Source organism: Corynebacterium sp. HMSC034A01, assembly GCF_001838175.1.
Taxonomy (GTDB): Bacteria; Actinomycetota; Actinomycetes; order Mycobacteriales; family Mycobacteriaceae; genus Corynebacterium.
In genome coordinates, this window is sequence record NZ_KV835934.1 from 17225 (window position 1) to 41772 (window position 24548).

At 63.8% G+C, this 24548-nt stretch carries 18 protein-coding genes; 13 read left to right on the forward strand and 5 right to left on the reverse strand.

The features are described 5' to 3' along the window. Positions 1 to 14: 14 nt before the first annotated feature. The 5 genes from HMPREF2791_RS02620 to galE all read left to right on the forward strand — a co-directional run bounded on the left by HMPREF2791_RS02620 (position 15) and on the right by galE (position 4965). Positions 15 to 1574 (forward strand): DUF7782 domain-containing protein, encoded by a 1560-nt coding sequence (locus HMPREF2791_RS02620; protein WP_070844237.1) that lies wholly within the window; start codon positions 15 to 17, stop codon positions 1572 to 1574. A gap of 16 nt (positions 1575 to 1590) precedes the next feature. Continuing rightward, positions 1591 to 2025, forward strand: coding sequence for a D-aminoacyl-tRNA deacylase (dtd, locus tag HMPREF2791_RS02625; RefSeq protein WP_070844239.1), 435 nt, complete (start codon positions 1591 to 1593; stop codon positions 2023 to 2025). A gap of 113 nt (positions 2026 to 2138) precedes the next feature. Continuing rightward, complete coding sequence (locus tag HMPREF2791_RS02630) at positions 2139 to 3140, forward strand: sigma-70 family RNA polymerase sigma factor (RefSeq protein ID WP_070844242.1); 1002 nt, start codon at positions 2139 to 2141, stop codon at positions 3138 to 3140. A gap of 137 nt (positions 3141 to 3277) precedes the next feature. Then, complete coding sequence (locus tag HMPREF2791_RS02635) at positions 3278 to 3955, forward strand: metal-dependent transcriptional regulator (RefSeq protein WP_070474296.1); 678 nt, start codon at positions 3278 to 3280, stop codon at positions 3953 to 3955. 20 nt (positions 3956 to 3975) lie between these two features. Beyond that, a complete protein-coding gene (gene galE, locus HMPREF2791_RS02640; RefSeq protein ID WP_070844244.1) occupies positions 3976 to 4965 on the forward strand; it encodes a UDP-glucose 4-epimerase GalE in 990 nt (329 codons plus the stop codon). 33 nt (positions 4966 to 4998) lie between these two features. On the opposite strand, the gene HMPREF2791_RS02645 is transcribed toward galE, so the two are convergent. Next, complete coding sequence (locus HMPREF2791_RS02645) at positions 4999 to 6186, reverse strand: DUF4192 domain-containing protein (protein WP_083327862.1); 1188 nt, start codon at positions 6184 to 6186, stop codon at positions 4999 to 5001. 164 nt (positions 6187 to 6350) lie between these two features. On the opposite strand from HMPREF2791_RS02645, the gene HMPREF2791_RS02650 reads away from it, so the two are divergent. The 6 genes from HMPREF2791_RS02650 (at position 6351) to HMPREF2791_RS02675 (ending at position 17571) form a co-directional block, all read left to right on the forward strand. Beyond that, positions 6351 to 7436, forward strand: a complete 1086-nt coding sequence (locus tag HMPREF2791_RS02650) for a PAC2 family protein (protein WP_083327863.1) — start codon at positions 6351 to 6353, stop codon at positions 7434 to 7436. A 33-nt stretch (positions 7437 to 7469) separates the two neighbouring features. Continuing rightward, a complete protein-coding gene (locus HMPREF2791_RS02655; protein WP_083327864.1) occupies positions 7470 to 10010 on the forward strand; it encodes a DEAD/DEAH box helicase in 2541 nt (846 codons plus the stop codon). Positions 10011 to 10108: 98 nt separating this feature from the next. Beyond that, a complete protein-coding gene (locus tag HMPREF2791_RS02660; RefSeq protein WP_070844250.1) occupies positions 10109 to 11356 on the forward strand; it encodes an NAD(P)/FAD-dependent oxidoreductase in 1248 nt (415 codons plus the stop codon). 148 nt (positions 11357 to 11504) lie between these two features. Beyond that, entirely contained in the window at positions 11505 to 14936 is a 3432-nt protein-coding gene (locus HMPREF2791_RS02665; protein WP_070844252.1) for a bifunctional proline dehydrogenase/L-glutamate gamma-semialdehyde dehydrogenase, read from the forward strand. 35 nt (positions 14937 to 14971) lie between these two features. Continuing rightward, positions 14972 to 16486, forward strand: a complete 1515-nt coding sequence (locus tag HMPREF2791_RS02670) for an amino acid permease (protein ID WP_083327865.1) — start codon at positions 14972 to 14974, stop codon at positions 16484 to 16486. 56 nt (positions 16487 to 16542) lie between these two features. After that, positions 16543 to 17571, forward strand: a complete 1029-nt coding sequence (locus HMPREF2791_RS02675) for an ornithine cyclodeaminase (RefSeq protein ID WP_070844254.1) — start codon at positions 16543 to 16545, stop codon at positions 17569 to 17571. An 86-nt stretch (positions 17572 to 17657) separates the two neighbouring features. Here the strand turns inward: HMPREF2791_RS02675 and HMPREF2791_RS02680 are convergent, their stop codons facing one another. After that, a complete protein-coding gene (locus tag HMPREF2791_RS02680) occupies positions 17658 to 18182 on the reverse strand; it encodes an alkylhydroperoxidase, AhpD family (RefSeq protein WP_070844256.1) in 525 nt (174 codons plus the stop codon). Between the two features lie 43 nt (positions 18183 to 18225). After that, entirely contained in the window at positions 18226 to 18822 is a 597-nt protein-coding gene (locus HMPREF2791_RS02685) for a peroxiredoxin (RefSeq protein ID WP_070844258.1), read from the reverse strand. A gap of 117 nt (positions 18823 to 18939) precedes the next feature. Between HMPREF2791_RS02685 and HMPREF2791_RS02690 the strand changes: the two genes are divergently transcribed. Continuing rightward, positions 18940 to 19896, forward strand: coding sequence for a hydrogen peroxide-inducible genes activator (locus tag HMPREF2791_RS02690; RefSeq protein ID WP_070474270.1), 957 nt, complete (start codon positions 18940 to 18942; stop codon positions 19894 to 19896). Positions 19897 to 19911: 15 nt separating this feature from the next. Next, positions 19912 to 23886, forward strand: a complete 3975-nt coding sequence (hrpA, locus tag HMPREF2791_RS02695) for an ATP-dependent RNA helicase HrpA (protein ID WP_070474268.1) — start codon at positions 19912 to 19914, stop codon at positions 23884 to 23886. 15 nt (positions 23887 to 23901) lie between these two features. Here hrpA and nrdR read toward each other — a convergent pair whose 3' ends face one another. Beyond that, a complete protein-coding gene (gene nrdR, locus HMPREF2791_RS02700) occupies positions 23902 to 24360 on the reverse strand; it encodes a transcriptional regulator NrdR (RefSeq protein WP_070474265.1) in 459 nt (152 codons plus the stop codon). A gap of 56 nt (positions 24361 to 24416) precedes the next feature. Next, on the reverse strand, positions 24417 to 24539 hold the full coding sequence (locus HMPREF2791_RS12315; RefSeq protein ID WP_256365526.1) for a hypothetical protein: 123 nt from the start codon (positions 24537 to 24539) through the stop codon (positions 24417 to 24419). Positions 24540 to 24548: the final 9 nt, after the last annotated feature.

Here is a 24548-nt window from a genome sequence, read left to right on the forward strand (position 1 = left end):
TGCAGGAGCTATACGTGACTGACCCTGGACACCTCTCCCCTCATCTTCCCGCAGTTGCCCAGGTGCTCGCCGACGAGCTCAGCGCGGCTGGTTTCAGTGCGGACGGCATCGCGGCGCACCTGGGTCCGGAGGCCACCGAGGCGCTGTACCGCCGTGAGCCGGGAGTGGTTCTGGCCGCATGTTCCGACGACGCGCGCCTGTCGCGCCTGATCAGGTTCTTCTTGCTGCGCCGTCCGGCCACAGCGGAGGCGCTCGGCGACATGCTCACCCCGAAGCTCGCGCTATCGCTTATCGACGACCATTTGGTCCTGCCCGTCGCCGACTCGTCCACGTACCGCATCGCCGTTGACGTGCGTCCCCACGTGGTCGCCGGCAAGCCGAGGTTGATGCTGTCCGACCTCGACGCGTCCATGACCGATCACGTACCGGGCCGCGACCACGTCCTCGGCGTCGGGTCGGCGTCACTGTCGCTGCTGTCCGCCACGCCGTGCACCCCGGTGGATTCAGTGCTGGATTTGGGCACCGGCTCGGGCATCCAGGCGCTTGCGCAGGCAGACGCCGCCACGCGGGTGGTGGCAACCGACGTCCACGCCCGCGCACTGGAATTCGCCGAGGCCACCATGCGGGCGAACGGCGTGGATAACGTGGAGTTGCGAGAGGGTGAATGGTTCGAGCCGGTGCAAGGCGAGACATTCGACCGTATTGTGGCCAACCCGCCGTTTGTTGTGGGCTTGCCGGAGGTGGGCCATGTCTACCGCGACTCTGGTTTGGACCTCGACGGAGCGACTGAGCTGGTGCTCAACCAGGCACCGGACCACCTCGCCGAGGGCGGACGGGCGTTCATTCTCGGTTCGTGGGTGCATGTGCTGGATGAGTCCTGGCAGGCCCGCGTCGCATCCTGGTTGCCCTCCCACGGCGTGAGCGCCTGGGTGTTGCAGCGCGACGTGGTCGATCCCGGCATGTACGTCTCCACGTGGCTGCGCGACGAGTCCATCGATCCCCGCTCAGACGACGGTGTCGCGCGCACCGTGCAGTGGCTCGACCACTTTTCGGACAACGATGTCCATGCGGTGGGCTTTGGCTGGATCCTCCTGGAGGACATTGGCGATGCTCCCAGCGAGATCACCTGCGAGGAGCTTTCCCAGCCGTTTACAGACCCGCTCGGCCCGGAGGCGGAAGAGTATTTCACCCGCACCGCGTGGCTGCGCGACAAGGACCGCGACGGCGTCCTCGATGCGAACTACGTGGTCCGGCCCACCGTGGCACTGGAAGACATCAAGCTCGCGGACACCGACCTCGGCATGGGGTTCGCGGACGAAACGCTGCGCATCACCCGTACCGACGGGCCACGGTTCTCCCACACCATCGATGCGGGCATCCTCTCGCTGATCTCGGGGCTGCACCCGAACGGTCTGCCGTTGCGGGACGTAGTCGGCCTGTATGCGGCGTCGCGCGGGTTGGGGCAACCGGAGGACGTCGACAAGCTTGAAGCGGATGCGGCAGGCGCTGTGGTCGACCTCGTGCGCCACGGGCTGATCCTGCCCGCTGAAATCGCGCAACTGACTCACCTATAGACAGATCGGAGCATCAATGAAGGCTGTACTTACGCGTGTGACAAGTGCGTCGGTGACCGTGGACGGCGAAACCGTCGGAGCGATCGACTGCCCCGATACCGGCGGAATCCTCGCTCTCGTTGGCGTGGGGCGCAACGATGCGGATGATGCGTGGGAGACGGTGGCCCGCAAGATCGCGGAGCTTCGCATTCTCGAGGGCGAACGCTCGGTGGAAGACGCTGGCGCTCCGGTGTTGCTGGTCAGCCAGTTCACGCTGATGGGCCGCACGGCGAAAGGACGGCGCCCGTCTTGGAGTGACGCGGCACCGGGCGACGCCGCGGAACCGGTGATCGGCAAAATCGCCGAGACACTGCGCTCGCGCGGCATCCATGTCGAAGAGGGCCGCTTTGGCGCGCAGATGCAGGTGGCAAGCGTCAACGACGGCCCCTTTACCGTCATCGTGGAAGCGTGATCTGAATATATTTCTCACGGGTGGGAACACCAGGCGACAGCCGAGCGTTGCCCATCTAGACTGCCCAGCTGTCCCATCCAGCTTTTCCACCTAGTCCGAGGAGGCGTTGCCACATGACCCAACCGGATCACGCTGCACAGGGAACCCAAGAATCCGGGGAGACCGTCGACCGCGGTAGCCGGCGGAATCAGACCAACGACAACCCTTCTGCGGACCTCGTCCGCGTCTACCTCAACGGCATCGGCAAGACAGCCCTGCTCAACGCTGAGGAGGAGGTCGAGCTCGCCCAGCAGATTGAAGTTGGCCTGTACGCGCAGCGTCTATTGGACGACCCTGAGGTGAAGTTGACCCGCGCAAAGAAGCGCGACTTGAAGATTCTGGCGAAGGAAGGCCGTAAGGCCCGCGCCCACCTGCTTGAGGCCAACCTGCGTCTCGTGGTGTCCCTGGCGAAGCGTTACACCGGCCGCGGCATGCCGCTTTTGGATCTGATCCAGGAAGGCAACTTGGGCCTGATCCGCGCGATGGAGAAGTTCGACTACTCCAAGGGTTTCAAGTTCTCCACCTATGCCACTTGGTGGATCCGCCAGGCGATCACGCGCGGTATGGCGGATCAGTCGCGCACGATCCGTCTCCCAGTCCATCTGGTGGAGCAGGTGAACAAGCTCTCCCGCATCCGCCGCGAGATGTACCAGTCCTTGGGCCGCGAGCCCACGAACGAGGAGCTGGCGGAGGAATCCGGCATCGAGGAATCCAAGATTGAGATGCTGCTGCGCCAGTCGCGCGACCCGGTGAGCTTGGACATGCCGGTCGGCGCGGACGAGGAAGCGCCGTTGGGCGATTTCATTGAAGACGCCGAAGCCATCGACGCCGAAGACGCAGTAGTAACCACCCTGCGGCACGACGATATCGAGGACATTATCAACGGGCTCGAGCAGCGCGAGCAGGATGTCATCCGCATGCGCTACGGCCTGACCGACGGTGTGCCGCGCACGTTGGACCAGATCGGCCGCCGGTTCGGTCTCTCGCGCGAGCGCGTCCGCCAGATCGAGCGCGAGGTGATGGCGAAGCTGCGCGCCGGCGAACGCGCGGACCGTCTGCGCGACTACGCGCTGTAAGTGATACGGCCACCCGAATAGTCCAGCCCAGCAGCCCGTTCCAGGTTCACCGATACCGCCACGGGGGCTGGGCTAAAGTATTGCCCACATGGTTTTCGGACCTCTAACCAGCACCGCGATTGGAAGGGAGCATCACAGTGCGTGACCTTGTTGACACCACAGAGATGTATCTGCGCACCGTCTACGAACTGGAGGAGGAAGGTATTACGCCTCTGCGTGCGCGAATCGCGGAACGCCTCGAACAGTCCGGCCCCACCGTCTCGCAGACGGTCGCGCGCATGGAGCGCGACGGCCTGATCGTGGTCGAGCACGACCGTTCCCTGTCGTTGACCGAGGAAGGGCGTCGACGTGCCACCGCCGTCATGCGCAAACACCGTCTTGCGGAGCGGCTGCTTACCGACGTACTGAAGCTTGACCTCGCCCAGGTCCACGAAGAGGCGTGCCGGTGGGAGCACGTGATGAGCGAAGAGGTGGAGCGCCGAGTTGTCGCGGTGCTGGACAACGCCGACCGCTCCCCCTTCGGCAACCCGATCCCGGCGCTCGACGAGTTGGGCGCAACTGCTAGCACCGCCGATCAAGCGGGCACCCGTGCCAGCGATCTCCGCCTCAAAGAACCGGTGCGCGCAACGGTGGTGCAGATCAGCGAGATTCTGCAGGACGGCGCATTGCCTAAGGCCGCGGGGCAGCTTGTGGGCCAGACCGTCGATCTGCATCCTTTGGAGGGTGGCGCTTTAGAAGTCTCCACCGATGAGGGCGAGACGTTCGTGCTCACCGCGGATGTCTCGCACGCCCTGCGCGTGGAGCGTCAGGACTAGAAGGCACAGAAAGGATCTCCATGAAGCTTGTCGTCACCGGCGGTGCTGGCTACGTGGGTAGCGTGTGCGCTGCCACGCTGCTCGAGGCGGGCCACGAAGTGATCGTCGTGGACGATCTATCCACCGGCAACCGGTACGCCGTGCCGGAAGGCGCCACGTTTGTCGAGGGGGAGATACGCGACGTCATTGACGATGTGCTTGCTGCGGACGGCAGCGGGCCGGTGGACGGCGTGCTGCACTTCGCCGCGAAGTCGCTCGTCGGCGAGTCCATGGAGGATCCTGCCAAGTACTGGCACGGCAACCTCGATGTGTCCTTGGCGCTGCTTGATTCAATGCGTCGGCACGACGTGAATTCGCTGGTCTTTTCCTCCACCGCAGCCACGTACGGCGAGCCCGAAGTTGTGCCTATCACCGAGGATGCCCCCACCCGGCCGACCAACCCGTACGGTGCGACGAAGTTGTCCATTGATCACGCGATCACGTCGTACTGCAATGCCTACGGTCTGGGCGCGACCAGTCTGCGCTATTTCAACGTCGCCGGCGCATACAACGGTATCGGGGAGAATCACATAACGGAGACGCACCTGATCCCCATCGTGCTGCAGGTGGCGATGGGTTACCGCGACAAGATCATGATGTACGGCGACGACTGGCCGACGAAGGACGGCACGTGCGTGCGCGATTACATCCATATCCGGGATCTCGCAGATGCGCACGTGCTCGCGCTCGAGGCCAACTCCCCCGGCACGCACCAGATTTACAATCTGGGCTCCGGTGACGGATATTCAGTGCGCGAGGTTGTCGAGGTGTGCCGCGAGGTCACCGGCCACGCAATTCCGGCGGAGGTTGCTCCACGCCGAGCGGGGGATCCGGCGACGCTGATCGCGTCTTCGGAGAAGATCCGCGATGCCCTCGGTTGGAACCCGACACGAACGCAGCTGCGAACGATTGTCGAGGACGCCTGGGAGTTCACCCGGCAGCTCGGTGACCAGTCGCATGCAGCACGCTAGCGCAACAGCTGGCTGAACCTCGTGGAGTCGACATCACCCTTCGAGTTCACTCCAAGTGTCTAGACATCCTTGACGGCACAACTCGAGCAGCGATTGGCCTTGCCCAATGTCCATCACGCTGCTCAATAGTCCGGATAGCTTGTGTCCTGGCACTTCGTTTTCTGCGCACGCCAGCGCTGTAGTGGCCCAGCCGATGAGCCCTTGCGACAGGGCGATCATGCCCCATAGGCACAGTGCGTTCGCCCTGATTACACCACTAAAGTTTCGGGCGATAGTTAATAGCACTGCCCCTGCCGCCCGCGGCCGCTCGAGCGCATCGACGATGAGAAAATCGCGCAATCTGCTGCCAGAAAGCATGGCGGCAACTAACTCGACATCGTCCACGCTGGTGAACACGTCGTCGATAATGAGGCTGCCTTCGGTGTCGATGAGCCGGGCGTTTGGCGCGGCTATATAGGTATCGCATGCCTGTCTGATCTGCGCTCGGGCGGCCTGTGGAGCCGTTGTGAGAAGACCGAACAGCTGGGTGCCGCGCTCACAGGCGCTGGGAGCCAGCGTCTCCCCCATCTCCACATCAGGTTCGCATACTGGATCGAAGTGAGAAAACACTTCGCTTTTATGCAGCTCGGGCAGGACCCCGTGGTCGATTAGCGGGCGCATCGGTTCTGCCGCCGCGACCGATGTCACCGTGCCCTGTTCGTACTCTTCGCTCCATTCCCAGACTGCCTGGGCTGTGTCCGGGTCTGGGCCGAATACGAGTTGGTAATGCGTGCCGTCTGCGATTTCGGAGACAATCCAGCAGGCTTCGACGATCTCCCCGAAAGCGTCCGCCGCCATTCGCAATCCTTCCGCAGCGGCCGCAACCATCTGCGATTCCGGAACACGAGTCACGATCACTGCGAAGGTGGCCACATGTCGGATAAGCGGGATGCGCTGGAGCGCGCGTTGAATACTTTCGGTGTTTCCCACATCGGCATCGACGTAGGCTCCAATTTCCAACGCCGGAGAGGCTCCCGGCGGGCTGTATGCGTTGATGAGCACTACTGCCTCGTTTGGAAAGTAGCCCAGCGCTGCTGGGATCGACGCGATGAGTTGCGCAGGCGAGCGCAGAAGCTGCGCACTCGGGTATGGCGTGATCGGACTGGTCGGTCGGTTTGTTTCATGCGGTTGTGGCTGAATATCCATAACTGTTAGACGCTGACAACGGCGCGCCGGTTCCATGCGGCCGCGAAGTTTCCTCAACGCCTTTCCATACGGGACGCTCAGGCCGCGGTGCCGGTGTCCGGCCGCCCGTCGGGCACAATGGAATGATCCAGCGCCGCCAACCGTTGTGTGGGAGGAGCACTACAGCCGGTAAGGCGATTAAAACCAGGAGGCCGAAGACCATGACGCAGGAACGTCGCATGTACGAACTTGAGTACCCAGCTCCGCAGGTGAGCGGGGAGGCGCAAAACGGCCCTGCCCTTGTCGTCGCGATGCACGGTTACGCCGATGCGGGCCACGCCATTGAGTCTGCAGCAGACCACCTGAAGGCTGCATTGGAGTCGCGGACGGTGGCTACCTTCAGCAACGACGAGCTGATTGATTACCGTTCCCGCCGCCCAACGGTGACACTGGCGCATGCCGAGATCACTGATGTCGCGGACCTGCAGCTGGATATGCGCGTTGTCCGCGATGAGAAGGGTCAGTCCTTCCTATTGCTCTCCGGTCCGGAGCCGGATCTGCGTTGGGAGGCGTTCAGTAATGCTGTAGCGGATCTCGCAGAACGCTTTGGCGTGAGTAAGACCATCTGCCTCTACGCCGCACCGATGGGAGCACCCCACACCCGCCCGCTGGTGGTTTCCGCTCACGGCAACGACCGCGAATTGGTCGGCTCAATGTTCACTTTCGACGGCATGGTCAGCGTGCCGGGGTCTGCATCGGTCTTTCTCGAGCGGGAGCTGCACAAGCGCGGCCGCCCGGTCGCTGGCTACACCGCGCACGTGCCGCATTACGTGGCCGCATCGCCGTACCCGCACGCGACGTTCCAGCTGTTGCAGTCCGTCGAGGATTCCACGAAGCTGCAGTTCCCGCTGCGCTCTTTGGAAGCGGACATGCGCCGGGTGTCGCAGCAGCTCGCGGAGCAGACGCATAATTCGGATGAGATCACGAACGTCGTGCAGGCTCTCGAAGAACATTACGACCGTGAAATGCAGGAGTACCGGGACCGTCACCCGCAGGCGATGATGCCGGGTGAGGCGCAGATGCCCAGCGGCGAGGAGATCAGCGAGGCATTTGAGAACTACCTCACCGCCATCGAGGACCGGGACCGCGACGAGCAGCGCAGCCTCCCTCACAGCGAGGAGGCCGATCAGCGCCTGCGCGACCACTTCTTCATCGATCCATCTGCCCCCGAGCGCTCGCTTGACGACGACCAAGGGGGTTCCACCGGAGACGACAACCGCGGCGGGGACGGCGACGACCCCCGTTAGCGTGTCGGCCGGTCGGCTACGGTGAATGCTGTGATGCTGACCGATTTGCTTGAAGACATTGCGCAGGCCCCTGAATCGCTGTTCGAGGATGCTGTATGGGACTCGTTCAACTCGTGGACGACATCCCGCGGCATCTCGTTGTATCCAGCGCAGGAAGAGGCGTCGCTAGCACTGCTGGCGGGCGATAACGTCATCTTGGCCACCCCCACCGGCTCGGGGAAGTCGATGGTGGCCAACGCCGCGCACTTCATCGCGATGTCGCGCGGCCAGCGCTCGTTCTACACCGCGCCGATCAAGGCCCTGGTGAGCGAGAAGTTCTTCGCTCTGTGCGAGATTTTCGGCGCGGAGAATGTCGGCATGATGACGGGTGATGCGACCGTGAACTCCAATGCCCCGATCATCGCTGCAACAGCAGAGATCGTGGCCAACATCGCATTGCGCGAAGGCAAGGACGCCCGGATCGACCAAGTGGTGATGGACGAGTTCCATTACTACTCCGAGCCGGAGCGTGGTTGGGCGTGGCAGGTGCCCCTGCTCGAGCTGCCGAAGGCACAGTTTCTGCTCATGTCAGCCACGCTCGGCGACACCGCCTGGTTAGAGAAGGATCTCACTGAGCGCACGGGCCGCGAGACCACGTACGTCGGCGGCGCGGAGCGTCCGGTGCCGCTTGATTTCCACTACGTGTTTTCCCCGGTGCACGAGACCATCGAGGAGTTGCTGGAGGACAACAAGGCACCCATTTATGTGGTGCACTTTTCCCAGCGTGAGGCCACGGAACGTGCCCAGGCGTTGACGAGCATGAACATCATCACTCCCGAGGAAAAGCAGCGCATCGCGGAGGAAATCGGGGACTTCCGCTTTACGACGACCTTCGGTAAAACCCTGTCCAAACTGGTCCGCCGCGGCATCGGTGTCCACCACGCGGGCATGCTGCCGAAATACCGCCGATTAGTAGAGCGGCTCTCCCAGACCGGGTTGCTCAAAGTCATCTGTGGAACCGACACGTTGGGCGTGGGCATCAACGTGCCGATCCGCACGGTGCTGATCACGGGCTTGGCCAAGTTCGACGGCACCCGCCAGCGCATCCTGAAGTCCCGCGAGTTCCATCAAATCGCCGGGCGTGCCGGACGTGCGGGCTACGACACCGAGGGCACCGTCGTGGTCGAGGCGCCCGAGCACGAGATCGAGAACGTGAAGCTGCGCCGGAAGGCGGGCGACGACCCGAAGAAGCTGAAGAAGATCCGCAAAAAATCCGCCCGCGACGGCGAGGTCAGTTGGTCCGAGAACACCTTCGAACGCCTCAAGGTTGCCGAGCCGGAGGAGTTGACCAGCCAGTTCAAGGTGTCCAACTCCATGCTGCTCAACGTTGTGGCGCGGCCCGGTAACGGCTACGAGCACATGCGCCATCTGTTGCGTACGAACCACGACCCACGCGCGAAACAAAACCGCGACATCATCCAGGCCGTTAACCTGTTCCGCGGCCTGATCAATGCCGGAGTGGTCGAACGCACGCCGGACTCTCCCGCATTCCGCCCGTACACGCTCACCCAGGAGCTGGACCGCGACTTCGCGCTGAACCAGCCGCTCTCCCCTTTCGCGCTGGCATTTCTCACTTTGCTGGACCCGGAGTCGGAGACTTACGCGCTGGACGTGATCTCCGCGTTCGAGGCCATTCTGGACGATCCGCGCCAGCTGCTGCAGGCCCAGCAAACTGCGGCCCGCGGCGAAGAGATCGCTGCGCTGAAGGCCGAAGGGGTGGACTACACAGAACGCATGGCCATCATCGAGGACGTGACCTACCCCAAACCGCTCGCCGACGAGCTGGACGAGGCGTTCGACACGTTCACCCAGGGCAACCCCTGGGCTAAGGAATTCGAGTTGTCGCCGAAGTCCGTGGTGCGCGACATGATCGAGCACGCAATGACGTTTTCGGATCTCATCGCCACCTACGGCTTGGCCCGCTCCGAGGGCGTGGTGCTGCGCTACCTCACTGACGCGTGGCGCACGCTGTCGTACTCCATCCCGGACGCGTACATGAACGAGGAGCTGGAAGACATTGTTGTCTGGCTTGGCGAGTTGATCAGGCAGGTGGATTCCTCGCTCATCGACGAATGGGCGCACATGACTGGGGACGACCAGCCGGTCAGCCAGGACACCATCGACCGCGAGCTCGCGTTCGGAGTGGAAGATCCCACTGCGCTCACAGCGAACCGACGCGCCTTCACCATCATGGTGCGCAACTACTTCTTCCGCCTGGTGGAACTGTTCGCCTATGAAAAGGAGGACCAGCTGGCGGAGATGCTGGAGTATCTGGAGCCGGATGCCCGGGTGGACTGGCCGGGAGCGATGGACGACTACTTCGACGAATACGACGACGTCGACCTGGGCCCCGACGCGCGGGGGCCGGAATTTTTCCATCTGGCGGACACCACGGGTAGGTCCTGGAGAGTCACGCAGATCATCAAAGACCCGGAGGGCGACAATGCTTTCCAATTGCACGGGACTGTCGACCTGGATGCCTCCGATGCGGCCGGCGAAGTACGGCTCTCGGAGTTGGTGATCAAAGGGGGGTAACCGAAGGAACGTCGATAGGCGAAATGCGGGGCGGCGAGCGGTGCGCTGCGGTACATTGCCCTCAGCACAATCGAAATTCTTTGTGAGGAGGACCATAAATGACCCGCACGATCGTCGTGGGAGCCGGCATGACCGGCCTCTCCACCGCTTGGCATCTACAGGAGTACGGCCATGAGGTGGAGGTGCTTGAACGCATCGACGTCGCAGCTGGATCGTCCTGGGGCAACGCCGGCTGGCTGGCACCGGGTAAGACCATTCCCCTGTCAAACTCAAGCCTGTGGGCGTACGGTCCGACCGCACTGTTTGATAAGCACGCCGCGCTCGATGTGCCGGTGCGCATCGACCCGAAGCTGTGGCGGTTCTGCGCGAACTTCATGGCGCACGCAACCGGCCGCGCCTGGGACAAGACGATGGCGGGTCTGACAAAGGCGGACCTCGCAGCGCTAGCCGCGTTCGACGAGCTCGAGGCCGGCGGCGTCAAGGCCACCACCCACGAAGGCCCTTTCATCATCGGCTTCGAAAACGAGAAGAAGGCTGGCGGCTTTCTCAAAGAGGTCGAAGGCGCGCAGCGCCACGGCCAGGACATCCCGTTCGAGCAGATCACGCTGGACGACGCCCGCACGGACGCCCCGATGCTCACCGACAAGGTGGGCGCGACCTACCGCATGGGCGGCCAACGCTTCATCGAGCCGGGGCCGTACTGCCAGGCGATTGCGGACTCCATCGTGGAGCGCGGCGGCAAAGTCACCACAGGCGTGGAAGTTGTCGAGGTCAGCTCCACCCGCAAGCCTGCCGTGAAGCTCGCCACCGGCGACTGGCTCCACGCCGACAACGTCGTGCTGGCAACCGGCGCTTGGCTGCCGAAGCTGGCCAAGGACCTCGGCGTGACCACCCTGGTCCAGGCAGGTCGCGGCTACTCCTTTTCCGTGGAGACCGCAGAGCCGGCGACCTGCCCGGTGTACCTGCCGGACCCGAAGATCGCCTGCACCCCGTACCAGGGCCGGTTCCGCATCGCGGGCACGATGGAGTTCCGTGGCCCCGACGAGCCGTTCCAGCCAGGGCGCATCGCGTCCATGATCCACACCACCAAGCCCTTCTTCCGCGGCATCGACTGGGAGGACCGGCAGGACGAGTGGGTCGGCTCCCGCCCGGTGACCCCGGACGGCCTGCCGCTTGTGGGCGCAACCAAGGTGCCGAACGTGTACACCAATGGCGGGCACGGTATGTGGGGCATCATCCTCGGACCGCTGTCCGGCAAGATGCTGGCGAAGCAGATTGAGACCGGTGAGGTGGACGAGACCATCGCGCCGTTCAACCCGCTGCGCGGCCCCTTCGGCGGACTCTAACCCCCTCCCCCCTTAGCCCCGGAAACCTACGTTTTCCGGGGCTTTTGTGCGTCTGCAGCGAATCTTTTGCAAAACAGTGGTCTATCGCGGAGTTTTGCATTAGTTTGTGGGCTGTCACATAGGACTGTTTTAGTGGTAAGGAACACATATGCCGAACTTGCTCACCAACCAGCTCCCGCCGGAGAACACCGCTGACCTCGACCATGTTGTCGATGCCGCGGTGGCCCGCGCACATCACTGGATGGAAGCGACCGCTGACGCTGATGCGGACGATGCCCAGACACAGCAACTCGCTGAGATGCTGCGCGACGACAACGGTGTCCGCTTCACTATGGACTTCGTCGACCGCGTGATGCGCCCCGAAGACAACCGCGTGGCAGCGAACGCGCTACGCGCGATCACCAAGGGCGTCGACGCCTCCTTCCTCGGCCGCATCAACGCCCTACTCGTCGGTGCCGGTGCCTTCGTCGGCCCGTTCCTGCCCTTCGTCGTTGTCCCGGCGGCGCGCATGCGCTTGCGGCAGTTGGTGGGCCACCTCGTGCTCGACGCGGAGTCCGACGCGTTGAACAACCTGCTCGACAACGCCGAGAAGCGCGGCGAGCAGCTCAACCTCAACCTGCTGGGTGAGGCCGTGCTCGGCGAGAAGGAAGCGACGGACCGCGCCGAGCGCACCCTGAACCTGATCAAGAACCCGCGGGTGACCTACGTGTCCGTCAAGGCGTCTTCCATGGTCTCCCAGCTCAATCACTGGGACTACGACGAGTGCGTGCGCCTGGTCAAAGACCGCATCCGCCCGCTGTACCGCGCCGCGCGCGACCGCAGCCCCCAGGTGTTCATCAACATGGACATGGAGGAGTACCACGACCTCCACCTCACGCTCGACGTGTTCACCCAGCTGCTCAGCGAGGACGAGTTCAAGGACTATCAGGGCGGTATCGTGCTGCAGGCCTATCTGCCAGACACGCTCGGAGCACTGGAGTATCTCGCCGACTTTGCGAGGCAGCGCGTGGCAGGCGGCGGCTCCAAGATCAAGATCCGTCTGGTCAAGGGCGCGAACCTGTCCATGGAGCGCCACCACGCAGAGGTTAAAGGCTGGGCGCAGGCGCCCTACCTGACCAAGGACGAGGTGGATGCGAACTACTACCGCCTGCTCGACTTCATCGTCCGCCCCGAGTACGCCGACAGCGTGGCCATCGGTATCGCCTCCCACAACCTGTTCACCTCCGCACTGGCCTACGAGCTGGCGCAGCGCCGCGGTGTCACCAGCATGCTCGACTCGGAGATGCTGCAGGGCATGTCGCCGGCGCAGCAGCAGATCGTGCGCGAGGCCTACGGCCGCCAGATTCTGTACACCCCCGTCGTGCGCAAGGAAGACTTCGATGTGGCGGTGAGCTACCTCGTGCGCCGTCTCGAAGAAAACGCCGCGCCGCAGAACTTCCTGCATGCCCTGTTCGCCCCAAAGACCGCCAAGCGTGACCCTATTAAGGAGCAGGAGGACGTCTTCCGCTGGGCGGTGGACAATCGCTGGGGCGTGCACAACGGCCCGAACCGTGTGCAGGACCGCACCAACGAGACCGGGCGCCAAGTCGCCGCAGAGGCCGGCACTACCGGCCGCTTCTTCAACGAGCCAGACACGGACCCCGCGCTTGAAGCCAACCGCGCGTGGGCAATCGAGCACCTGACAAACCCGCCAGTCGTGGATACCGGTGAGGAGATCACGGATCCCTCCGTGATTGCCGACCACATCTCGCGCGCCCAGGAAGCGCAGAAGGCCTGGGGCGCGCTTTCCACGCACGAGCGCGCGGACGTCCTCGACGCAATCGGCGACGAGATTGCGCGCCGCCGCGGCGACTTCGTCGCGGTCGCCGCGCACGAGGCCGGCAAGACGGTGGACCAGTCTGACCCGGAGATCTCCGAAGCGATCGATTTCTGCACCTACTACGCCGACAGCGCCCGCCATCTGGACGAGATCGCCGCGGACTTCGAGCCGAACAAGCTCACCGTGGTCGTCCCGCCGTGGAACTTCCCGGTGGCCATCCCAACCGGCGGCGTGGTGGCAGCGCTGGCCGCCGGCTCCGCCGTCATCCTCAAGCCGGCGCCGCAGGTGACGCAGTGCGCGAAGCTCATCGCGGACTGCATCCAGGCGGTCTTCGCTGACAAGGGCATCAACGCCGACACCGTGCAGTATGTGCGCGCGGACGAAGGCGAAGCGGGCAAGGCACTGCTTACCGACGACGCCGTGGACGCCATCATCCTCACCGGCGCCTCCGAAACCGCTCAGCTGTTCAAGTCCTGGAACCCGAAGCTCAACGTCATGGCGGAGACCTCCGGAAAGAACGCGATCATCATCACCCCATCCGCGGACCCGGACCTCGCGGTCAACGACCTGTACCTGTCGGCTTTCGGCCACTCGGGCCAGAAATGTTCCGCAGCCTCGCTGGCCATCCTCGTCGGCTCCGCCGGCGAATCCGACCGCTTGATACACCAGCTGCTTGACGCCGCCTCCACCCTGGTGGTGGGCCCAGGCACAGACTTGTCCACCACGATGAACGGCCTGATCGAGGCCCCGGGCGAGAAGCTCGAGCGCGGCCTGACCACGCTGGAGCCGGGCGAGACGTGGTTGCTCAAGCCGCGCAAGCTCGACGATGAGGGCAAGTTCTGGTCCCCCGGCATCCGCGACGGCGTCACGCCCGGCTCCTGGTACCACCAGAACGAGTGCTTCGGCCCGGTGCTGGGCATCATGCACGCCAAGGATTTGGACGAGGCGATTGAGTGGCAGAATTCCACCGGCTTCGGCCTCACCGCCGGCATCCACACTCTCGACGGCGAGGAAATCACCACGTGGTTCGACCGCGTCGAGGCCGGCAATGTCTACGTCAACCGCGGCATCACGGGCGCGATCGTGCAGCGCCAGCCGTTCGGTGGCTGGAAGAAGTCCTCTGTGGGGCCCGGCGCGAAGGCTGGTGGGCCGAACTACGTCGCGCAGATGGGCACCTGGCGGGAGCGGGCGGAGCTGGCGCCGTCGTTAGGCGTGAGCATCTCAGCGAAGGTGCAGGAGCTTCTCGACGCGTTTCGCGCCAACGTAAGCGACGAGGACTTCGGCTGGCTTTCCCGCGCCGCCGAGTACGACCAGCGCGCGTGGGATAGCGAGTTCGGCCGCGGCCACGACCACTCCGGTCTGCGCTCGGAGGCCAACATCTTCCGCTACCGCAGCACCCTCGAGCCGGTAGTGGTGTACGTGGGCGAGGGCTACCAGCTGCGAGAGGTGTACCGCCAGCTGCTCGCCGCCGCGATCACCGGCACCGAGGTGCGTGTGGTTGCCCCGGATGCGATTGCCCGTGAGCTCGAGGCGGCGGATGTCGCCGTCGACGCACACGCCGTCACCGGCACGCCTGAGCGCATCCGCGTCGTGGGCGTGGCACCCGAGGCGCTCTACGGCGACATCGCCACCGCGGTCATCGACGGGCCCGTGCTCATCGACGGGCGCCGCGAGCTCCTTCCCTACCTGCTGGAGCAGGCCGTCTCAGCGACGCTGCACCGCTTCGGCGTAATCCACGATCCGGCCAACATCCGGAACTAAGACCCCGTCCACCTAGACACACAGGGAGCACCCTGATGACTACTGCCCCTCCACCACAATCGGAAGCGTCGTCACGGCCGAAAGCCGGCGTTGTCCCCGACGAAGACGCGGGTCTGCAGAAAGGCCTGTCAACGCGCCAGATCAACATGATCGCCATCGGCTCGGCGATCGGCACCGGTCTGTTCCTCGGCGCGGGTTCGCGCCTGCAGGCGGCCGGCCCGGCGCTGGCGCTCATGTACCTGCTGTGCGGGTTCATCGGCTATCTCATCCTGCGCAGCTTGGGCGAGCTGATCGCCCACCGCCCAACCTCCGGATCGTTCGTGTCATACACCCGCGAGTTCTACGGCGAGAAGGCAGCGTACGTCTCCGGTTGGCTGTACTGGTTCAACTGGGCCGCCACCGCGGTAGCGGACGCGACCGCGCTTGCCATCTACATCCGCTGGTTCGGCCAGTACTACGGCTGGATCAACGATGTGCCGCAGTGGGTCTACGCCCTGATCATTATCGCGCTGGTCACCGGCATGAATCTTGTGTCGGTGAAGTTCTTCGGCGAGATGGAGTTCTGGTTCTCGCTGATCAAGGTGCTATTCCTGCTCACCTTCCTCGCCGTGGGCACCTTCATGGTGATCTTCGGCAATCCGAGCGGCGACATGACCGGACTGACGCTTATCACGGACAACGGCGGCTGGTTCCCCAACGGCGTGCTGCCCGCGCTGATTGTGATCCAGGGTGTCGTCTTCGCCTTCGCCGGCATTGAGCTGCTCGGCACCACCTCTGGCGAAGCGAAGAACCCGAAGAAGGACATTCCGCGCGCGATCAACGCCGTCGTGTTCCGCTTGCTGCTGTTCTACTTCGGCTCGGTCCTGCTGCTGTGCATGCTCTTGCCCTACACCGAATACTCGGGCGATGAGTCACCGTTTGTGACCTTCTTCGATTCCATCGGCGTGCCGTACGCAGGTGCCATCACGCAGCTGGTGGTCATCACCGCTGCGCTGTCCTCGCTCAACGCGGGCCTGTACTCCACCGGCCGCATCATGTACTCGCTGTCCAAGGCGGGCTCCGCCCCGCAGTGGGCGGGCAAGGTAACCAAGGGCGGCGTGCCCTACGGCGGCATCTTGCTCACCACCGGTGTCGCGCTGTTCGGCGTGGTGCTGAACTACTTCGTGCCGGAAGCCGCATTCGAGGTGGTGCTCAACATCGCGGCGCTGGGCACGATGGCCTCGTGGGCAGCGATCTCGCTGTCCCACATGCGTTTTGTCCGGCTGGCGCGCCAGGGCAAGTACACCCGCCCCGACTACCGCGCACGGTTCTCCCCGTTCACGGACATAGTCTCCCTGCTGTTCTTGGTGCTGGTCGTCGTCCTCATGGCCTTCGACTACCCCATCGGCACGTGGACGCTGGTGGTGTCGCTGCTGATGTGGCCGGCGCTCGCCTGGGGCTGGTTCAAGGTGCGCGACCGGGTGGAGTTCATCTCCCGGTCCCACGTGAACTACGAGAAGATTACCGGCGAGCAAGCCCCCGACATCGACCCGCCGCGGCGCAGCCCGTAGCGCCGCTGCACAGGTATCCAACAACTAAGACAATCCAAACCCCGAAAGGATAATCAATGCCTCAGCTCGTAAACGTGAAGAACATGTGCCGTTGGATCAACCACCACGGCGTGGAGAAACTCATCGCCGGTATCCAGAGCTACATCGAAGAGGACTTCGTGCGCTGGGAAAGCTTTGACAAGATCCCGCGCGTGGCCAGCCACACCCCCATCGGCGTGATTGAGCTCATGCCCACTTCGGATTCCAACGAGTACGCGTTCAAGTACGTCAATGGCCACCCGTCCAACCCGGCCCGCGGCTACCAGACCGTCACCGCGTTCGGCGTGCTGGCGGATGTGGACAACGGCTACCCCACCTTCGAGGCTGAGATGACGCTGCTGACCGCGCTGCGCACCGCCGCCACCTCCGCAATGGCAGCGAAGTACCTCGCACGTAAGGATTCCGAGGTCATGGCGATGATTGGCGCAGGCTCACAATCCGAATTCCAGGCGCTGGGCTTCCGTGCGGCGCTGGGCATCGAGCGTGTGCGCATCTTCGATATCGATCCGGATGCGATGGAGAAATTCCGCCGGAACATCGAGCCGCTCGGCATCGAGGTCTACATGGCCGCCAGCGTCGAGGACGCGGTCGAAGGCGCTGACATCATCACCACCTGCACTGCGGATAAGGCCCAGAACACGATCCTGGACTATTCGCTTGTCCGCCCCGGCGTGCACCTCAACGGCGTCGGGGGCGACTGCCCCGGCAAGACTGAGCTGGATGCGCGAATCCTCGACGACGCCACCGTGTTCGTCGAGTTCCCGCCGCAGACTCGCATCGAGGGCGAGATCCAGAACAAGGATGACAACTTCGAGGTCGTGGAGCTGTGGAAGGTCATTGCCGGCAAGCACGAGGGCCGCACTAGCGACGAGGAGATCACCCTGTTCGACTCCGTCGGCTTCGCCATCGAGGATTTCTCCGCGCTGCGCTACCTGCGCGATTCTGTGGCGGGCACCGAGTTCCAGGAGTTCATCGACCTGGTCGCGGATCCGGAAGATCCAAAGGATTTGTTCTCCTTGACCACGAACGTGCTGAGCCCGCTGTAAAAGGCCCGCTTCACGGCGAAACCTCCGGCAGTTCCCCGCAGATTGCGGGATCCTGCCGGAGGTTTTGCCGTCGTCAAGCTCGATGCTTAGCGGGCGTCCTCGATGGTCAGCGCCTGAGCCACTGCCTGGACGACGCCTGCGACCTTGACGGCCTCCCAGACCTGCTCCTTGGTCACGCCCTCCTCGCGGACGATGTTGGCGTGTGCCACGGCGCAGTGCTCGCAGCCGTTGATGGCGGAAACTGCGAGCGACCACAGCTCGAAGTCGGCCTTTTCCACGCCCGGCTTCGAGATGATGTTCATGCGCAGGCCAAACTTCACGTTGGCGTAGTCGTCGCCGAGCCAGCCCTTGGCGCGGTAGGCGACGTTGTTCATCGCCATAACGGTGGCGGCGCCGTATGCGGCCTCCACCGCCTCGTCGGTGACGTGCTCCTTGGCTTCCTCAGCGATCTCTGCGATGACCTTCGCGTTGCGGGTCGCTGCCGCGGATGCGAGCAAGGTACCCCAAAGCTGCTGCTCGCTGAGCTCGGTGGAGCGGGTCAGCGAACCGAGGTTGAGCTTCTGGTCCTTCGCGTACTCGGGCAGTGCGCCGCGCAGGTTCTCAATGGACATCGTGTTCTCCTTTGCCGGACGGGGTTGACTAAAACAGGGGGTTTTACTTCAGGGACTCCTGGACCACGGCCATCTTGTCGATGTTCTTGGTCGGGTCGTTCTTCTGCCAGTCGCAGGCGCAGACTTCCTCGGACTGCAGTGCGTCGAGCACACGCAGAACCTCGTCGACGTTGCGGCCGACGGCGTCCGGGGTGACCGAGACGAACTGGATAACACCGTCCGGATCAATGATGAAGGTTGCGCGGTCTGCAACGCCGTCAGCGTTCTCGACGCCGAGTGCGCGAATCAGGTCGTGGCGCACATCAGCGAACATCGGGAACGGGACATCCAGCAGGTCCTCGTGGGTCGCGCGCCAGTTGAAGTGGGAGTACTCGTTGTCGGTGGAGCCACCGAGCACCTGGGTGTCGCGGTCCTCGAACTCCTCGTTGAGCTTGCCGAATGCGGCGATCTCGGTCGGGCAGACGAAGGTGAAGTCCTTCGGGTAGAAGAAGACGATCTTCCACTTGCCCTCGTACTTGTCCAGCGACACGTTCTCGAAGTAGTCGTCCGGGGAAGACGCGTTAGCTTCCTTCAGGTTGCCGCCCTTCAGCGCGACGAGGTCGAACTCCGGGAAACGCTCTCCAACAGTCATGATCGGCATAGAAATTCCTCCAAAGAAACTGGTCAAAGGGATTTTTCAACGGACAGCAACCAGTATGACATAGATCGCCCCGGCTTTCAACGTAAAAACTTATGAACTTCGTGTAGGTTCATAGGCATGACCAATAGAGAGTATAAACCGACGCTCGCTCAGCTCCGGACGTTTGTCACCGTCGCCGAGCAAAAGCACTTCGTCTCCGCGGCGAACAAGCTCGGCATCTCGCAGCCGTCCCTGTCACAAGCCCTCGCCGCCTTGGAAGCCGGACTGGGCATCCAGCTGATCGAACGCTCCACCCGGCGCGTCATCGTCACCCCCACCGGCGAGGAGCTCCTCCCCTTTGCCAAAGCAACGCTAGAAGCGGCGGACGCGTTCGTGGCGCAATCCCGCGGCGCTCTGGGGGTACTGTCCGGGCCGCTGAACATCGGCGTGATCCCCACCATCGCGCCATATATCCTGCCGACGCTGCTGAAGCTTTTGGAAGATGAGTACCCGGACTTGGAGCCGCGCATCGTGGAGAACCAGACCGAGGAGCTGCTGCAGCGGCTTCGCGACGGCCAAATCGACGTCGCAGTGCTCGCCACCCCGACCGGCGCCACCGGGGTTTCGGAAATCCCGCTGTACGACGAAACCTTCGCCGTTGTCACCTCCCCCGACAACCCAATGGCCGGACGCAAAGATCTCGACCTCAATGCGCTGCACGACCTCGAACTGCTGTTGCTGGACGACGGGCATTGCCTCCGCGACCAGATTGTGGAGCTGTGCAAGATAGCCGAGGTTAACCGCTCCCCCGGCGCACAGTCGGTTACCCGCGCCGCATCGCTGACCACGGTCGTGCAGCTGGTCGTAGCCGGGCTCGGCTCCACGCTGGTGCCCGTCTCGGCACTGTCCGCAGAGTGCGAGCGCCCCGGCATCGCTGTTGCCACGTTCGGCCCCGGCGTGGACGCGAAGCGTACCGTGGGGCTAGCCATGCGGGCCTCATCGCGGCGTCGTCCGGAGTTCGAGCAGCTCGGCGAGTTGATCACCCGCGCCTTCGAGGAAGCGACGGAATCGAACCGCAAGCTGCTGCCGCGCTAGACTCGCGGTCTGGTTATGAATGAGCACGCATCCCCCGAATCCCCAACGTCGCCTCCCACGAAGCCGCAGCTGTACGAAGCGCTCGACGGCGTCCCGATCGCGGACGTGCGCAGGTTCCGCCGGCGGCTGAAGAAGGCCAATTCCCCAGGGGCCTTGAAGGCGATTGGCGCGGACGTGGACAAGGCGAAAGCTGCCGTCGCTAAGCGCGCTGCCCTCATCCCCGAGATCGCGTACCCGGACCAGCTTCCCGTCTCTGCACGGCGCGAGGACATCATGGAGCTGGTGCGCGACAACCAGGTCGTGGTCATCGCGGGCGAGACCGGTTCCGGCAAGACAACCCAGATTCCGAAGATGCTGCTGGAGTTGGGGCGGGGCCGCCGCGGCCTGATCGGGCACACCCAGCCGCGCAGGCTGGCCGCACGCACGGTGGCGGAGCGCATCGCCGACGAGTTGGGGCAGGACATCGGCGAATCCGTCGGCTACGCCATCCGCTTCGACGACCGTGTCTCCGACTCCACCGCAGTGAAGCTGATGACGGACGGCATCCTGCTCGCTGAGATGCAGCGCGACAGGTTCTTAAACGCCTACGACACGATCATCATCGATGAGGCGCACGAGCGTTCGCTGAACATCGATTTTCTGCTCGGGTACTTGAAGCGGCTGCTGCCGAAGCGCCCGGATCTGAAGGTGATTGTCACCTCCGCAACCATTGACCCGGAGGCGTTCGCGGAGCACTTCGCCGACGCCGAGGGCAACCCCGCCCCCATCATCGAGGTCTCCGGCCGCACCTACCCGGTGGAGATCCGCTACCGCCCGCTGGTGGAGCAGGTGCAGGGCAAAGACGGCTCGATCAAGGAGATCGACACCGACATGATCGACGGTGTGGTCGACGCCTGCAAGGAACTCATGCGCGAGGGCGACGGCGACATCTTGTGCTTCTTCGCCTCCGAGCGTGACATCCGCGACTGCATGGAAGCCATTGAAAAACAGCACTGGCGCGGCGTGGAAGTCGTGCCTCTGTTCGGCCGCCTGTCCAACGCGGAGCAGCACCGAGTCTTTGCCCCGCACTCCGGCCGGCGCATCGTGCTGTCCACCAACATCGCGGAAACGTCGCTGACCGTGCCGGGAATCCACTACGTGGTGGACACCGGTTTGGCGCGCATCTCGCGCTACTCCACCCGTACCAAGGTGCAGCGTCTGCCCATCGAGGAAATTTCACAGGCCTCCGCCAACCAGCGCTCCGGCCGCTCCGGCCGCATCGCAGACGGCGTGGCCATCCGTCTGTACTCCGAGGACAACTTCGAGGCGCGCCCCGAGTTCACCGACCCGGAAATCCTGCGCACCAACCTGGCCTCCGTTGTGCTGCAAATGATCTCCCTGCGCTTGGGCGACATCAACGACTTCCCTTTCATTCAGCCGCCGGATAGAAAGGCCGTGCGCGACGGGTTGCTGCTCCTGCACGAACTCGGCGCAATCTCGGACAAGGAGCGCGACGGTGCACCCGTGCTCACCGCGGTTGGACGCGACATCGCTCGCATCCCGGTGGATCCAAAGATGGCGCGCATGCTGGTGGAGGCCAACCGGCTCGGCGTGCTCGACGACGTCACCGTGATCGTGGCCAGCATGACCATCCAGGACGTGCGCGAGCGCCCCTTGGAGTACCAGGCCCAAGCCGACCAAGCTCACGCCCGGTTCAAGGACACCACCTCAGACTTCCTGTCCTCGCTGAAGTTGTGGGACTACATCGGCGACTCGCGCGACGAGCTGTCCGGCAACGCCTTCCGCAAACGCATGAAGCGCGAGTTCTTGCACTACATGCGTATCCGCGAATGGTTCGACCTCGTGCGGCAGCTGCGCGATGTGGAGCGCCAGCTGGGCTGGTCGCGCGCCGAAAACGTCGCTGGTGAGCGCGACGCCGACGCAATCCACAAGTCGCTTTTGACCGGACTGTTGTCCAACATCGGTGCCCGTGACGGCAATTCGAAGGAATTCCAGGGGGCACGCGGAACGCGGTTTTTGGTGTTCCCGGGGTCGTCGCTCAGCAAAAAGCCCCCAGAGTTCCTCATGGCCGCCGAGCTGGTGGAGACCTCACGCCTGTGGGCGCGCGACGTAGCGAAAATCGAGCCCGCCTGGGTGGAAACGACAGCGGGCGAACTGATGAAGCACAGCTATTCCGAGCCAGTATGGTCGCGGAAGCGTTCGGCCGCCATGGTGCACCAAAAGTCGATGCTCTACGGCGTGACCATCGTGCGCGACCGTCTTGTGCCGTACCACCGTGTGGACGCAGAAGGCGCGCGCAACATGTTTATCCGCCACGCCCTGCTCGAGGGCGATTGGAACCGCCACCACCACTTCATCGACCACAACGAAGCGCTGCTCGCCGAAGCTGCTGAGGTAGAGGAAAAGGTGCGCCGGCGCGGCCTGGTGGTAGACGAGGACACCCTGTTTGAGTTCTACGACTCGCGCCTGCCCAAGAGCGTGACCACCGCCCGCCATTTCGACTCCTGGTGGAAGAAGAAGCGGGCAGAGGACAAGCATTACCTGGACTTCGATCCCGCCGCACTCGTCGACGACGAGGGCGTGGATTCATCCGCCACCGCCTTCCCCGAGGTGTGGCGTCAAGGCTCTATCGACTACGCGCTGCGCTACAAGTTCGAACCGGGCGATCCTTTCGACGGCGTCACCGTAGACGTTCCCGTGCCCCTTTTGGCCAATCTGCGGCCGGAGGGTTTTGACTGGCTGGTGCCGGGTCTGCGCTCGGAGCTTGCCGCGGAATACATCCGCACGCTACCGAAGGCCCTGCGCAAGACCGTGGTGCCGGCGCCTGACTTCGCTGAGCGAGCCCTCGACGCAATCCAGGCGCAGCAGGACGCCGACGGTGCCGACGAGAACGAGCTGTGCGAAACCCCGTTTGCAGATGCGCTCGCGGATGCGCTGCGCAGCGTCGGTGGGCGCGGCATCAACGGCACCGATTTCAACCCGTCTGCGCTTCCAAAGCATCTGAGGGTGACGTTTGCTGCGATTGACCGCCGCGGGAAGATTGTCGACCACGACACGGATCTCGGCGCGCTAAAGCGCCGCCAGGCTGGCAAGATCAAGTCATCGGTGTCCAAAGCCGGACGCACCTCCGAGTCGGACGCCGTGGCGAAGTGGACCACCGATTCACTCGGTGCGGTGCCGGAGACAGTAAGCACGACTATCGACGGTAACGAGGTTGACGCCTACCCGGCACTCGAGGCCACCAAGGACGGCGTGAAGGTCACCGTGCACCCGACGAAGGCCGCCGCGGACGCCTCCATGGTTACGGCAACACTGACGTTGCTGTTGCGCGAGATCACGGTCAACGCCGGGCAGATGACGAAGGGGCTGCCGCTGCGCCAGAAGGTCGCGGTGGACCGTTACCCGCACGGCGGCGCCGCAGGGCTTGTGGAGGATGCCCGCGTCGCGGTGATCCGCGACCTGATGTTCTCCTCCGGCGGGCCGGTGCGCTCCCCCGAAGAGTTCGGCGCGCTCGTAGACGAAATCAAACCCCAGGTCGCTGGTGGGGTGCGCCGCGTGGTGGTGACGCTGGCGCCCGCGCTCGCGGAGTACGCGAACATCGCCGCGGAACTCCAGCAATGGGAGGGCCCGGCTATCGACGACATGCGGTCGCAGCTGCAGTTCTTCCTGCCGAAGCATGCGGTGACTGTCCACGGCATCGGGCACTTGCAGCATCTGCCCCGCTACATCGACGCAATGCGGATCCGGTTGGAGGACATGCGCCTGGATCCAGACCGCGACGCCGACAGGCAGTCGGTGGTTGACTCGGTGAAGGCCTATTTGGCCCAACGCATGAAGGCGTTGCCCGCTGGCCGCACGAAGACGAAGGCGTACAAGGACATTTTGTGGCTGATTGAGGAGCTGCGTGTGAGCTTGTTTGCGCAGCGGCTGGGAACGCCGAAGCCGGTGAGCCAGCGCCGCATTGAGAAGAAGATTGACGCGCTGCGTTAGCTGCGAAAGCGTGGGTTAGAAGTCTTCGCGGTCGCGGCGGCGCATGAGCCGGATTTCGGACTCGAAGTCGTCCGCGCTTTCGAAAGACTTGTACACGGACGCGAAACGCAAGTACGCCACCTCGTCGAGGGCGCGAAGTGGCTCAAGGACGGCCAAACCGATCTCGTGGGCGGGCACTTGCGAGCTTCCTTGCGCGCGCACGGTTTCTTCGACTTCTTGGGCAAGGCGTTTCAATGCGTCGTCGGTGACATCTCGGCCCTGGCATGCTCGACGCACGCCGACGATAAGCTTGTCGCGATCGAACGGTTCACTCACGCCGTTGCGTTTCACAACGGTCAGCACGGCCTTTTCTATCGTGGTGAAACGCCCCCCGCACTCAGTGCACTCTCTGCGCCGCCGAATGGCGGAGCCGGCTTCGACCAGCCGCGAGTCAGTCACACGAGATTGTTCGTTGTGGCAAAAGGGACAAAACACGGATCTCCACCCCTAGAGTATTCAAGGCTTGGCGTAGCCGTGAGTCTACGCCTTGTCTAGCGCGCAGTTGCCACTGCGGCGGCGTCGGCCGCCTGGCCATGGGTCATCGAGGACGGATCCTCGTCCTGCGCAGAAAAGACACCGCCGAACGCGGAACCGATAAGCAACGCTGCAGTCATGCACACGCC

Bases quoted from the DNA above. Each gene is read 5' to 3' on its own strand.
- HMPREF2791_RS12315 (WP_256365526.1), bottom strand. From the start codon at position 24,539: ATGACTGCAGCGTTGCTTATCGGTTCCGCGTTCGGCGGTGTCTTTTCT.
- HMPREF2791_RS02645 (WP_083327862.1), bottom strand. From the start codon at position 6,186: ATGGAACCGGCGCGCCGTTGTCAGCGTCTAACAGTTATGGATATTCAG.
- HMPREF2791_RS02670 (WP_083327865.1), top strand. From the start codon at position 14,972: ATGACTACTGCCCCTCCACCACAATCGGAAGCGTCGTCACGGCCGAAA.
- HMPREF2791_RS02675 (WP_070844254.1), top strand. From the start codon at position 16,543: ATGCCTCAGCTCGTAAACGTGAAGAACATGTGCCGTTGGATCAACCAC.
- galE (WP_070844244.1), top strand. From the start codon at position 3,976: ATGAAGCTTGTCGTCACCGGCGGTGCTGGCTACGTGGGTAGCGTGTGC.
- HMPREF2791_RS02685 (WP_070844258.1), bottom strand. From the start codon at position 18,822: ATGCCGATCATGACTGTTGGAGAGCGTTTCCCGGAGTTCGACCTCGTC.
- HMPREF2791_RS02630 (WP_070844242.1), top strand. From the start codon at position 2,139: ATGACCCAACCGGATCACGCTGCACAGGGAACCCAAGAATCCGGGGAG.
- HMPREF2791_RS02660 (WP_070844250.1), top strand. From the start codon at position 10,109: ATGACCCGCACGATCGTCGTGGGAGCCGGCATGACCGGCCTCTCCACC.
- HMPREF2791_RS02690 (WP_070474270.1), top strand. From the start codon at position 18,940: ATGACCAATAGAGAGTATAAACCGACGCTCGCTCAGCTCCGGACGTTT.
- HMPREF2791_RS02650 (WP_083327863.1), top strand. From the start codon at position 6,351: ATGACGCAGGAACGTCGCATGTACGAACTTGAGTACCCAGCTCCGCAG.
- HMPREF2791_RS02655 (WP_083327864.1), top strand. From the start codon at position 7,470: ATGCTGACCGATTTGCTTGAAGACATTGCGCAGGCCCCTGAATCGCTG.
- hrpA (WP_070474268.1), top strand. From the start codon at position 19,912: ATGAATGAGCACGCATCCCCCGAATCCCCAACGTCGCCTCCCACGAAG.
- dtd (WP_070844239.1), top strand. From the start codon at position 1,591: ATGAAGGCTGTACTTACGCGTGTGACAAGTGCGTCGGTGACCGTGGAC.
- HMPREF2791_RS02665 (WP_070844252.1), top strand. From the start codon at position 11,505: ATGCCGAACTTGCTCACCAACCAGCTCCCGCCGGAGAACACCGCTGAC.
- HMPREF2791_RS02680 (WP_070844256.1), bottom strand. From the start codon at position 18,182: ATGTCCATTGAGAACCTGCGCGGCGCACTGCCCGAGTACGCGAAGGAC.